The organism is Deltaproteobacteria bacterium, from assembly GCA_040223695.1.
In the GTDB taxonomy this organism is placed as follows: Bacteria; Desulfobacterota_D; UBA1144; order Nemesobacterales; family UBA2774; genus JAVKFU01.
Window position 1 is genome coordinate 724,022 of sequence record JAVKFU010000015.1, and the last position, 12,398, is coordinate 736,419.

General features: G+C 47.7%; 10 protein-coding genes. All 10 read right to left on the reverse strand.

All coding sequences use genetic code 11. The features are described 5' to 3' along the window. Nucleotides 1–5: 5 nt before the first annotated feature. Nucleotides 6–1,064: an SDR family oxidoreductase gene (locus tag RIG61_07620; protein ID MEQ9619030.1), complete on the reverse strand. Its 1,059-nt coding sequence runs from the start codon at nt 1,062–1,064 to the stop codon at nt 6–8. A gap of 4 nt (nt 1,065–1,068) precedes the next feature. Then, complete coding sequence (gene rfbF / locus RIG61_07625) at nt 1,069–1,839, reverse strand: glucose-1-phosphate cytidylyltransferase (GenBank protein MEQ9619031.1); 771 nt, start codon at nt 1,837–1,839, stop codon at nt 1,069–1,071. 54 nt (nt 1,840–1,893) lie between these two features. Next, entirely contained in the window at nt 1,894–2,883 is a 990-nt protein-coding gene (locus tag RIG61_07630) for a glycosyltransferase family 2 protein (GenBank protein MEQ9619032.1), read from the reverse strand. Nucleotides 2,884–2,970: 87 nt separating this feature from the next. After that, on the reverse strand, nt 2,971–4,020 hold the full coding sequence (locus RIG61_07635; GenBank protein MEQ9619033.1) for an SDR family oxidoreductase: 1,050 nt from the start codon (nt 4,018–4,020) through the stop codon (nt 2,971–2,973). Nucleotides 4,021–4,064: 44 nt separating this feature from the next. Continuing rightward, nucleotides 4,065–4,832: a WecB/TagA/CpsF family glycosyltransferase gene (locus tag RIG61_07640; GenBank protein ID MEQ9619034.1), complete on the reverse strand. Its 768-nt coding sequence runs from the start codon at nt 4,830–4,832 to the stop codon at nt 4,065–4,067. Between the two features lie 229 nt (nt 4,833–5,061). Continuing rightward, the gene (locus tag RIG61_07645; protein MEQ9619035.1) at nt 5,062–6,237 is read right to left on the reverse strand and encodes a glycosyltransferase family 4 protein; all 1,176 of its coding nucleotides are present in this window, start codon (nt 6,235–6,237) and stop codon (nt 5,062–5,064) included. Further along, nucleotides 6,234–7,049 (reverse strand): class I SAM-dependent methyltransferase, encoded by an 816-nt coding sequence (locus RIG61_07650; protein ID MEQ9619036.1) that lies wholly within the window; start codon nt 7,047–7,049, stop codon nt 6,234–6,236. The genes RIG61_07645 and RIG61_07650 overlap by 4 nt, the downstream gene beginning before the upstream one ends. Nucleotides 7,050–7,140: 91 nt before the next feature. Beyond that, nucleotides 7,141–8,628: an O-antigen ligase family protein gene (locus tag RIG61_07655; GenBank protein MEQ9619037.1), complete on the reverse strand. Its 1,488-nt coding sequence runs from the start codon at nt 8,626–8,628 to the stop codon at nt 7,141–7,143. Between the two features lies 1 nt (nt 8,629). Beyond that, nucleotides 8,630–9,862 (reverse strand): glycosyltransferase, encoded by a 1,233-nt coding sequence (locus RIG61_07660; GenBank protein MEQ9619038.1) that lies wholly within the window; start codon nt 9,860–9,862, stop codon nt 8,630–8,632. Then, nucleotides 9,862–12,387, reverse strand: coding sequence for a phosphotransferase (locus RIG61_07665; GenBank protein ID MEQ9619039.1), 2,526 nt, complete (start codon nt 12,385–12,387; stop codon nt 9,862–9,864). The genes RIG61_07660 and RIG61_07665 overlap by 1 nt, the downstream gene beginning before the upstream one ends. Nucleotides 12,388–12,398: the final 11 nt, after the last annotated feature.

Consider the following 12,398-nt stretch of genomic DNA (forward strand, 5'->3'; position numbering starts at 1 on the left):
CACTCTTACTCCGCCGCCACAGCTGTTTTTAGCGCCGAATTTTCCTCCCACCGTAAATCGGAATTCAATTTACCGCTAGATATGAGCTCTTTTATATGGTCAATCCGCCTGTATCTCCTACCCTCGAAATCCTCAAGCTTAAGACCGATTTCTTTATAGGCTTCGTACAATTGCCTGGCGCCCCGGCGGGCGTTCCACATTGGTTTGTATTGAGGTAGGGTACGCTGCAACTTCCCGCAATCCACCCTGTAGCACCGCTTGTCGGGACCCGCACCTTCCGCGAATTCAATCCGCGAGCCCGGAACGGTCTCCTTCACAATGTCCGCCAGTTCCCGTATCTGATAATTTTCCTCGGTAATCCCTACATTAAAGGATTCGTTGTGAACTAAATCGAGCTGCGCGTTTAATACGGCCAAAAAGGCGAGCGATATATCCTCGATATGGACGATCGGACGCCACGGAGTCCCGTCGCTCTTCAGATGAACCTGCCCTGTGGTAAAAGCCCAAGCGACAAGATTATTCAACACAAGATCGAAACGAAGGCGCGGCGATAAACCGTAAGCGGTCGCGTTTCTCAGGAATGTCGGGCTGAAGCCCGAGTCCGCAAGGAGGGAAACGTCCCTTTCTACGAATACTTTGGAACAGCCGTACGGAGTAACCGGATTAAATTCAGCTTGCTCGTCTATCATATTGTCACCCGAGGCCCCGTAATTACTACAGGACGATGAAAAGACGAAACGCCTGACTCCGGCTGTTTTCGCTAATCGCGCCAGATTAAGAGACGCCATATAATTTATCTCATACGTCAACCGGGGATTCAAATCTCCGAGCGGATCATTTGACAGACCGGCCAGGTGAACTACAGCGTCGTATCCTTCAAGATCGGAAAGCTCAATATCCCTTACGTCTTTTCTGATAGATGGAACATCAGAATTGAAATCGCCGAAGTTGCATCTCTCATACAGATCGCTGTCCAGGCCGACGACCTCATGTCCGTCCTGTAAAAGCATCGGCACCAAAACGGCGCCTATATATCCTCTGTGTCCTGTGACTAATACCCGCATATAATTACCTCCATATTTTCCACGGCGGATTTCCGCTCTGCCACATCTTTTCAAGCAGATGTTTCTCCCGCAAAGTATCCATACACTGCCAAAAGGAAGTGTGCTTGTACGCCATTAACTGACCGTCCCGCGAGAGCCGCTCAAGCGGTTCCTGCTCCCATACGGTCTCATCCCCGTCTATGTAATCGAAGACCTCGGGCTCAAGCACAAAAAACGCCCCGTTAATCCATCCTTCCCCGGCTTGCGGTTTTTCTGAAAAGACCAGAACCCGGCTTCCGTTCAGCTCGAGGTGGCCGTAACGGGCGGGGGGCCGCACGGCCGTCATAGTGGCGAGCTTTCCGTGCGAACGGTGAAATTCCAGAAGATCGTGCAGATTCACATCGGATACTCCGTCACCCCAGGTCAGCATGAATGTTTCATTGCCTATGAAAGGCGCGAGACGCTTGATCCTGCCGCCCGTCTGAGTGGGCACACCCGTATCCACAAGCTCTACTGTCCAGTCGGGCTTGTAGCCCCCGTTTGCTTCAATCTCCCCTGTTCTGAGCTTGACCTTGAGGTTGCTGTTGAGAGAACAGTAATCGACCATATATTTCTTTATCACTTCACCCTTGTATCCGAGGGCGATAACGAATTCGTCATATCCGTAATGCGCGTAATGCATCATTATGTGCCAGAGTATAGGATGTCCGCCAATCTCCACCATAGGTTTTGGCTTGACCTCGGTCTCTTCGGCCAGACGCGATCCGTGGCCTCCGGCGAGAATAGCCACCTTCATAGCCTGTCCCTCCTTGAATCTTGCTCTCTAAAATTTATTACCGCCTTATCGGCGCTAAGACTGCGGGTTGCGGGACATTAAATCATCTTTCTTATCCATGACCGCTTTTTTTCTCTTTCTTGAGAGTTTCTTTTTAACCCCGTAAGCAAACTTCCAGGATCTCGGCTCTACCGCTATAGCGAGGTCCATCAACATTAACACCGCGTTGAAACTCAATGTGAGCCACCTTGCAAGACACATGTAACATGCTGCCCGCTCTCCCGGCATTAACCGGGCATTATTAACAATCCTGAGAAGCTCGTAATAGAGTTTCCAGTGCGGAAACACTTTACTGCCGGCATTTCTCGTGTCCCACCAGCTTGCGCGTGTGTGCACAGTGCCTGTCCTGGTCGACCTTTCGGGATGGTCCCTCGAATAGAACAGGTACTCCGGAATTTCATAAAATCGCCCTTCCAAGCTCAGCTCCGCCATAAACGTCCTGTCCGATCCGGGAAAACTGGCAAGAAGCGCAGTAGAATCCAGAGCACTCTTTCTGAATAGTCCGAAAATCTCGATTCCCCAGTGACTGGTTAGTATGAGGTCTCGGAATCTGAGCTCCGGTCTGGCGGAAGAAATATTTTTCATACTTACTTCGTATTTACCCACTTTATCTCCGCGGTGATCCACCAGAATAGTTTTTGGGAAGCAAAGTATCAGAGACTCGTCCTGTTCCAGCACCTGAAGACATCTCTCCAGATACTCCGGGGCGAGCGTATCGTCATGTGCCGCCCACTTGAAAAAATCACCTTTCGCGAGTTCCACGGTACGGTTAAAGTTCCTCGCGGCGCCAACATTTGAATCATTACGGTAATATCGAATCCGACTGTCTTTTCCCGCGTAGTCACGGCATATCTCCTCCGTGCGGTCTCCTGATGCATTGTCGGAAATAACAAGCTCGAAATCGGAATAAGTTTGATCCAGGATCGAGCGTATAGCAGGCTCTATGTAATTTTCTCCGTTAAAAACGGGCATACCCAGACTAATTTTTGGATGAATCTGACTCATTTCCCTAATAGTGAATTTATTCTCACGGACAATCAACCGACATGTTTAATCGGCGTTGAATCCCGTGGGCCTCGGCCGATTAAACCGTCAAGACGCGCCTGACGCGGATTTCTTTAGCGGCATATCGTTCAATTTCTTTTTTTTCCATTTCCCTTGCGCTTGTTTTCCTTTTGTAAGGACAAGACTCTTTCCTTTACCCGAACGGAGAAACTCATCGAAATACTCGATTGTTTTTCTGAGCCCCGTTTCGAGATCGACCTCGGGAGCCCAATCGAGCTTTTTATTCGCCAGCTTAATATCCGGTTTTCTCCTCACCGGGTCGTCGGTAGGAAGGGGTTTAAATACGAGCTTTGAGCGGGAACCGGTGAGATCGATAATAGTTTTTGCGAGTTCGATTATGGTTTTTTCAACCGGGTTTCCGAGATTCACTGGTCCCGTAAACCTGCCGGGCAGGTTCATCAAACCGATTATACCGTTTACTAGATCATCGACGTAACAGAAGGATCTCGTCTGAAGCCCGTCCCCGTAGATTGTTATTGGGTCCCCGATGAGTGCCTGCACGATGAAATTGCTAACGACCCTGCCGTCCCTGGGATGCATTCTGGGGCCGTATGTATTGAAAATCCTTGCCACTCTTATGTCTATCCTGTGCTGGCGGTTGTAATCGAAAAAGAGGGTTTCGGCGCATCTTTTTCCCTCATCGTAACACGACCTGGGGCCTACTGGGTTTACATTTCCCCAGTATTGTTCATTCTGCGGATGCACTGCCGGGTCGCCGTAGACCTCACTTGTCGAGGCCTGAAAAATCTTTACTTTCAGTCTCTTGGCAAGACCGAGCATATTTATGGCTCCCTGGACATTGACCTTTGTCGTTTGAACGGGGTCGAACTGATAGTGCACTGGAGACGCCGGACAGGCGAGGTTATATATTTCGTCCACTTCCATATACAGGGGAAAACATATATCATGCCGAACAACTTCGAAAAACGGATTTCCCAGCATATGCATAATGTTATATTTCGTTCCTGTAAAAAAATTATCGACGCATATTACTTCGTTCCCCTCTCCCAATAACCTTTCGCATAAGTGGGAGCCGATGAAGCCGCTCCCGCCTGTAACCAGTATTCTTTTTTGCATATTTGTTTCCTCCTCAAGTGCAGCCAATCGAGGTGACGTAGATTTTAAAATTTTAATATTTTTATTTTCTCGAGAGTTACCAAGCCTATAAAAAGCGGTCCGTAGAGAAGGTATCTGCGCCACAGGCGCCGGGGCTCACTCACTAAACGCCACAGCCATTCAAAACCGTTTTCCCTGAACAGCGAAGGGGCCTGGGATTTCACCCCAGCAAGGAAATCAAAAGCCGCCCCCACGCCGACCATAACCGGCACACGAAGCTCGTTTCTGTGGTCGTGCATCCATTTTTCCTGCTTCGGCGCTCCCAATCCGACCCAGATAACGTCCGGCTCATGAGCGTTTATCATCTCGACTATTTCCCTGTCCTCATCCTCCGTCAACTGCCGGAAAGGAGGCGAATAACCGCCAACGAACTGTGCCCCCGGACAGCTTCCCGATAGATTTTCCATAAGTCTCTCCGGTATGCCCGGCTTGCCTCCGTAAATGAAGTGCCTGTGCTTCCGCCCCGTCTCCTTAAAAAAGGTTGCCATCAATTCCGGACCGTAAACACGGCGCTTGAGCGGATACCCGCCCAACCTAGCCAACCAGACCAGAGGCATCCCGTCAGGGACGACAAAATCGGCCGCATTGAGAACCTTCTTATATTCCGGGTCGAACCAGGACTCGGTTACGACATGCGTATTCGTCACCGCTATATAATGTCCGAAGCTCCTCTCCTCTATCCATTCGTCCATCTGACGAATCACATCATTTATCTGGACAGCCGCTACATTGACGCCCAGTATCTTGCAGCTTTCCCACTTACTTACGCTCATCGAATAGTTTCCTCATATACACTTTTTTCTACTCCGGCCACACGAATGATTGTTTTTAAAATATTTTCTTTAGTAACTCATAAGATCCACGAGAACCGGGATTCGCAATTCCCTGATTCTTTCTGCGAATATACATGCGAATTTTCAGCTTTGAAAAGCCCGGCCCGGTGATAAGTTCAGATTTGTAATTTTGCCGGAAAATCCCGGCCCGGTGCCCTTAATCACCGGATCATTTCTTACTCAGCGCCCTTTCATATATATCGAGCAGCATTTTGTAATTTTTCTCAGCCGTATAACGCGTTTCATATTCCTTCCGGGCCGTTCTTCCCATTTGGGTCATTTTGTCGGGATTGCTCCATGCCCAGTTCACTTTAGCGGATAAATCTTCAGCGTCTCCGGGAGTGAAATGAAGCCCCGTATGACCGTCTTTGACATTCTCGGCCAGGGTGCCGATTCTCGAAGCTATAACCGGCACGCCGCAGGCAAACGCCTCTATGGCCACCAGTCCGAACGTTTCATAATAACCTTCCGATGGCCAGATCAAAAAACGTGCATTTTTCATAAATTCAAATACTTTTCGTTTACCTAATTGACCTATTATCTCAATCGGTATTGAAGGATTTTTGCTTAGATAATTTTTAATATCTCCACCTAGATCTCCACGCCCAACAATTTTTAAGGGAATATTCTTTGTATGTTTCCATGCATTAAGCAAAGTATAAATGCCTTTCACCTCATCAAAGCGTCCCACGAAAAGAGCGTAATCTCCGGGGCCGTGAGCACGACAACCAGGGTCAGGGTCCAAAAAATGCGGCTTGATGGCTATCTTGTCACCAGGGAGACCGCCTTCTATAAACTTTCTTTTGTAAAATTCTGTGAAGACTATGTACGTGTCTACTTTTTTTTCCCAAGTTTTAAGCCAGCGGTGAAGTGTCAGCATACTTGCAACGATTGCCGTTTGGACCCTTGAATTATGGTAACAGGCATGCAAAATTCCAGGCCATGGAGGGTTCTTGCCTAAACAATCATCACATGGTGCGCCGCTACGGTAAAAACTGGCGGCAGGGCAAAGAAGCCTTGGGTTATGGAGTGATTGAATTACAGGCACATTAGCCTCTTTACAGGCATAGTAAGCTGATGGAGAAATGAGTAAAAATGTATTGTGGAAATGCGCTATATCCGGTTTGGTTCTTTCGATAAGCTCGGAGATTTTCCGTTTCGAATTCTTAGACCATAATGTACTGGCTGCGGAGTAAATAGGGTTCATATTATCGATTCGCTTATTTTTATCCGTATATTCGACAACATCATTCCCACATTGCCGGAGGAGTTTTGCTTCGGCCGCAAATACATTGTCCTCACCACCTGGTTGCTTATAGTAGTTGTGAACGATAAGTACTTTCATGATTTCCTGACTAAATAATGAAGCTCACCATCTATGTGAAAAGTCTTCAGTGTATATTGCAAGATACTGCGAAGCGGATTTTCACTATATTGTATAAACCACTTAAGCCTTTCATATTTTTTGTATCCCGAAAGACCCAATACTGTTTCAAGGCAAGAGGGCGTAAAAAGCAATAGATGACCAGCTCTTACAGCTTCCCGCCATTTCTCGCCGTAAATTTTTGCGCTGAGGGAACTGGCATTAGGGGTTGCGACATAAATGAATCCATTCTCCACAAGTAAATCTTTAAATTTCTGTATTTCCACCCATGGAGTTCTAAGATGCTCTATAACATCCCTTGTATAAATTCCATCAAAAGTTAAGTTTTCGGGAATCTCGTCTAATGTACGAAAAACCTGGAAACCCTGGTTCTTAAGATTGTCATACCCGAACGGCTCCACACCGTACATATCCGCTCCCAATTCGGATAGCGCTGTCATGGTATCGCCCCTTCCGGCTCCGAAATCAAGAAGCCTGAGCCCGCTAAAGTCCTTCAGCTCCAGCGTGTCCGCTAGTTTCCTCACGTATGTGCGCGCGAGCGCGAGCGACGTTCCGCCCGTCTCGCTTCTATTCTCGGACGGAGAAGTCCAGCTCTTCTCATACAGATCGACGACACTGTTTTCGTCAGGAAGCGGATAACGGAATATTAAACTGCAGGACGAACATCTCCAGAAATTTAAGCTTTTCCAATGCGTCGTTGTACTACCCTTGCAATAAGGGCACCCTATTTTTACATCCAGAGCATTACCATTCGATGTATTTACCATACCCATGTTTTCCAATGTTTTACCTCCTTTAAAGCACTGATATTTTTAATGATTAATTTGCAAACGTTTGTGAATAGTGTGGCATACAGATAACCTGTCAAGTCTTAACAAAGGCTCTTGCAGGTATTTGTTTTTTGTACCTTGTCCACCTGTAGTGCCTGTATAAATATTCCGTGTACCCCATTACCAGAAAGAACAACAAAGGCGGATGCCAGAAGATATTCGTCGTAAACATGGAGCGCACGGATATAAGAGCCAGGATTCCGATAGCTTCCACGGCCAGGCAGTGGAGCAGCGTACCGTTCTTACTGGATAATGTAATATTAAGCAGATTGATCCAGGTCCTTACAAAAGCCGCCGCTACGAAAAGCAAACCGATAAACCCGACGCTGATAAGGATCTCAAGCCATGTATTCAAGATGGAAGACCACTCACCAGTGCTCATGTTCTTGCCAAGCTCGGTAAGAACCGCGAATCTGCCTCCTGCGTAAGCACCGAAACCAGTCAAGGGGTTAAGCTTAAAGAGTTCCCACCCTAAAATCCAGCCATAAGTTCTGCCGGATAGCGAAGAAAATTCCTCACGACTCTGTCCCCGCAGGAAAAACTCCCAGAATGTGTCCATTATCCCCGTAAAACTAAGCAGCATAAACATCAGCGCAACCGTAAGAGCAAAAGGACCTATTCTCTTGGCTGCAAATAGCATCATTACTACGGCAAGAAGAAAACCCGTTATGGGCGACCTGCTCTGGGCGAATATCATCGTCACCATAGCTATGAGGAAAATTACGAAATAGAACCTTTTATCTTTCATGAACAGAAAGCGGTTAAATGCCACGATACCCAATATTGCGCCCAATTCTCCCACCTTGTTTGTTTCCATAGCGGGCATTACTCCGGCAATTTGAACCCCCAGGACCCCTATATCCCTGCGAAGTCCGAGATCTGGCCATACTAGAACACCGATCCAGGCGCTTGCGGCGAGCAGCCCCATCAATAACCAGTTCCAGTCGAAAAGGACCTTGAAATCCTGTATTGATCTTGCGGAGAATATTATAGCGGCGATGAGCGCTAGATCGATCAGGTATTCAAGGGATTTATACAGCGTCCACATGGGATAAATTGACCACAGAAAAGAAAATATGGCGATTAATGCATAGCCCGCGAGCAGCCCCACAGAACCCTTAAAAAGGGAAGACAGCCAGTCCGTTTTTTTCATAGCCAGCCTGACTATCAGCACATAACCCACAAACCCCATTACTCCTATCCTGTAAAGAGCCCACAGATCTATCGGATTGTTCTGAACCGTGTTGGTATCCCTGATACGAAATACAAGCCCGCTCATGAAAACCAGAAACCAGAGATAATGCCACCATTTAAGCTGTACCAACAATTCCTTTAATCTGAAGCTTGAAATAAGAATCGACCTTATTATGAGAACAGACGTGGGAATCCCCAAAACTGCCGCGAGTACGAGGTAGCTGTCAAACCTGTCGGATATAATTAATACAAAGAGGCTCAACAGTACAGATATGCCCACAACTATAATTACAGGCTTGATTTCAGATGATTTAATCACGGAATTCATTCTAAATTACCAATTCCTGATATATTTTATTTATCCACTCCCCTTTCTTATCCCACTCAAAATGTTCCGTAACCCTCTTCCGGGCCGCCTCGCCCATTCTTTCTCCCAGGCTAGAATCATTAGCAAGACTCAACATTGCGTTTGCGAGATCATCTACGGATTGCTCAGGCGTATCGGCCAGCAGCTTAAATCCCGTCTCCTCCGTTACCTGCATCGCGGGCCCCCCGAGATCGAGACACAGAACCGGTTTCCCCATCGCCATGGCTTCAAGACATACCCACCCGCCCGAATCATGGAGACTCGGATGAACCATCCCATCACACTCGGACAATTTCTTCAATACATCTTCCCGCGGCAATTCACTAAAAAATTTCACCTTGTCCGCAATACCCAGAGTCTTTGCCAGTAATTCAAGATTTTCTCTTTCGGGACCTTGGCCGATTATCCAGTATTCGCTTGACGGAAACTCACTCAAGAGCCTGGAGAAGGCTTTTAGTCCCAGATGGAAACCTTTCCAGTGCAGCAGCCTGCCGATACTAATAATTTTAAAATTCCTGGATTCCGCCGGCTTCGTTACAGGCAGTTTTTCAATTTCTTCAATACTGATACCTGACTCCGGATATATCTGCACCTCTTTTGCGCCGAGCAGGGACAGGCGCTCGCCCGTTTCCCGTACTTTTGCCAGTACCAGTTTCGCTCTCCTGATACTTAAAAGCACGAAAGGGTCCTTCTCCCCGACCCACCTCGCCGCGTCCCTGAGGCGTTCATAGATTCTCCCCTTCAAACTGTAACTCCTGTAAAACTCCCTAGGGGTTCTTTCAGCTCCTCCCAGGGGACCGAATATAAAAGCCGCGGGGAGCAGGGAAAGAAAACTCGGAAGCCAGTAAACTCCAAAGGTGAGATGATGAACTATGTCGAAATTAGTCTCTTTGTGCATTCGCCTTGCCAGGAAATAAACCGCTATTTGCCATAAATAGTAATATAAATGAACCCCGCGCTGGCCTTTTTTCCAGAACCTGAACCACCCGGGAAAGTCATAGTAAACCCAGTGGATATTGGATGGAATCCCTGATTTCCCCCGCTCAATGGATTCGCGGTTGCTTGTGCGGGTAATCACCCAGACTTCATGGAACCGGCCAATCTGTTTTACCCAGTTCCAGCCTACCCCGGGCTCAGAACCCTTTGCCGACTCGCATGCGTAAGCGGAAACGAGCACCTTGAGTCTTTTTTGCATTAGAATTTTCCCGCCCGGTCATTAAGCAGAAGGAAAACAATCTTCGAGAGCTGATTCAGCTTCTGAAGATTTCCCATTTCCCCTGAAGCTTCCAGAGAAAGCTTCTCAAAAACGTATAACAGGAAAAGAGCCTTTACCGTGTCCTCATCAATATCGAGCTTTTCCCAATACCACCTTGTCACACTGTGATGAGTGTCACTGAAAATTACTTTATAAAGCTCATCAGCCCTTTTCTTTTCCAGAAGAACATTCGTTTGAAAAATAAAGTGAAACAAATCCCAGCCCGCCGGCGTATCCTCGCGGGAATATTCCCAGTCGTAGAGAAAAAGCCTGCCGTCTCTGACAAACGCGTTCCAGGGAGCAAAGTCTCCGTGAGATATATGAAAAGGAAGCTGCGTCGCGCCAAGCGCCCTTTCGATTGCGGGTATCGCCTTCTCCTCCAGAATACTTCTGTAGTATTCGCTCTCGATATTCTTCACTCTTCCTGTAAAACCGGCCCAGAAAGGACTCTCCAGTACAGGCATCCTGTTTAGATTGAAATCCGCCAATTCGTCTACGGCATTCACATATTCGGCGTTGAGCGTCCTGGGAGCTGACAGGAGATTGCCTTCGGGTGAGGACAGAATCGTCACGTATCTCCCGCGCCAGACGCCGGAGTGCAAGACCCGAGGTATGTCGAAAGAATTAAAAGATGCAAGTGAAAGATTTTTTATCGTATCCGCCTCGTTTTTTACAAGCGAATTTGTCGCCTCGTTCCAGCCGGCTTTTGCGTAACCTGCTATCAGCCCCGTCCGGCTGTTTATTTGTATGACGGGTTTTCTATTCGGTCCCGGCGTTCCGAGAGAGATGGCGAACTCAGGGTCTTCCAGCTTCGTATGCTTTTTTAAATATTCGAATAATATCGGATCGCCCGCGTCTTTCGTGCTCAAGTCTCCGGATGAGACAATTCTCACGGATTTCATAAAGAGATTGCCTAGACCGCAGGTGCGGGATGTACCGATAAGCGCCTTGAGCGCTTTTGCCTTTTGGGTCTGCGCGTTGTAGAGCATAAGGCCGTTTAATGCCGCAATACGGCTCTGCGGGAGTAAATATCCCCTGCCGTCTCTAACCGGCAAATAATTAAACTCGCAGTACGTTTTCAAGTCCGCGCTCTCGTCTTTGCTTGCGGTGTCTTTAAGGGCGAAACGATATTTCCGGGGATCAGCCGAAAGGACGGACGTTAGCCACTCGAAGGTTTTATTTCTTTCATTGTTAGCGAAATACAATGCTCTTCGTTTCTGATACCGCTCATGCAGATAGCTCGTTATTATGTCAGAAGCATCGCAGGTGAGCTTTTCCGGGCTCCGGCTTGAATCGAGAATATAAGCATTCGAAAGTTTTGCCGCCATGTCCACGTACGCGCTACGCTGGCGTGTAAGCTCCCCTTTTTCAACCTCCTGTTTCCTCTTGAGAAGCTCGTCTTCCGAAGCGTCAAGTACAAAAAAGAGGTCCGGTCTCGGAACGAGATAGCGCCCGAGTCCGGCAATCCACGGCGAACCGCCGTACCTGTAACGCAACGGGTCAACCATCAAGTCATCGTAATATCTGTCAAAAATAACCATAGTGGATTTTGCTAACTTGGGATAGAGCTTGAGCACATACCCTAAACCGTAATCAGCCACATAATAGGCGATCTTGAGAGTTGAGAGCAAAAAAGAGCGGGAAGGCTTGCCGTGAGGATCGGTTACGGGGGCGTTCCCGGGTTTTTTCCCCAGGAGATCCGGCTTTAGATGAAAATTCGCCGTGCGTCTGAACGCGCCCGAGAGGTCTTTCTCCAGTTTTTCTATCAATGTGCTTTTTCCCGCGCCGTCCGGACCAAGCACCGCTACGAAAAGTCCGGTAGGACTGAGCCACCGCCCCATAATGCGTTTAGCCTCGTTAAACCAATACTTGAGAGGATTAAGCGGGTCCTTTTTTACGGTCCGCAGCATTAGCGATCTTTTTAATTTCGGTAAATTCGATTCCTGTGCGTTCCAGTTATCTTCGGATATCCAGGTGATTAATTCCGGCCCAAACTCACTGCCAAAAAGCTCCGTTGCGATCTCGACTGAGCGTTTCTCCCCTATTTCATCGATCAAATATCTCAGCCTTCTTTTTTGATGCTCCGGCGTCTCGCCTTTTAGCGTTTTCTTGACAAGCAAATAAGCTAACTCCGTCTGCGGGGCGGCCACCCAGAAGCCTTTCCATTTTTTCCTCTCGCTGTTTAATGTCTCCGCGGAAAAATAAGTCAAACCGTTCCGCCTGTAATCCGTAGCGGCGTCAACCTGCAGAAACTCCGTTCCATTGCCGTTCTTATGAGCCAGTACAAAATAAAAACAGGAAGACTCATGTTGTAGCATCTGTACGAGCTTTCCAGACTTAAAACCAAACAGCGATTCTTCGAGAATATCCAAATGCTGCGGGTTGATTGCAATATCCAAATCGGAGTCGTGATGATCCGGAAGCGATTGCCATCCGTGAAGAATGACATATTCGGTATTGCTCAAAATTCTTTCGA

Coding starts and splice junctions, on each gene's coding strand:
- RIG61_07620 (MEQ9619030.1), bottom strand. CDS start 1,064: ATGCGGGTATTAGTCACAGGACACAGAGGATATATAGGCGCCGTTTTG.
- rfbF (MEQ9619031.1), bottom strand. CDS start 1,839: ATGAAGGTGGCTATTCTCGCCGGAGGCCACGGATCGCGTCTGGCCGAA.
- RIG61_07630 (MEQ9619032.1), bottom strand. CDS start 2,883: ATGAGTCAGATTCATCCAAAAATTAGTCTGGGTATGCCCGTTTTTAAC.
- RIG61_07635 (MEQ9619033.1), bottom strand. CDS start 4,020: ATGCAAAAAAGAATACTGGTTACAGGCGGGAGCGGCTTCATCGGCTCC.
- RIG61_07640 (MEQ9619034.1), bottom strand. CDS start 4,832: ATGAGCGTAAGTAAGTGGGAAAGCTGCAAGATACTGGGCGTCAATGTA.
- RIG61_07645 (MEQ9619035.1), bottom strand. CDS start 6,237: ATGAAAGTACTTATCGTTCACAACTACTATAAGCAACCAGGTGGTGAG.
- RIG61_07650 (MEQ9619036.1), bottom strand. CDS start 7,049: ATGGGTATGGTAAATACATCGAATGGTAATGCTCTGGATGTAAAAATA.
- RIG61_07655 (MEQ9619037.1), bottom strand. CDS start 8,628: ATGAATTCCGTGATTAAATCATCTGAAATCAAGCCTGTAATTATAGTT.
- RIG61_07660 (MEQ9619038.1), bottom strand. CDS start 9,862: ATGCAAAAAAGACTCAAGGTGCTCGTTTCCGCTTACGCATGCGAGTCG.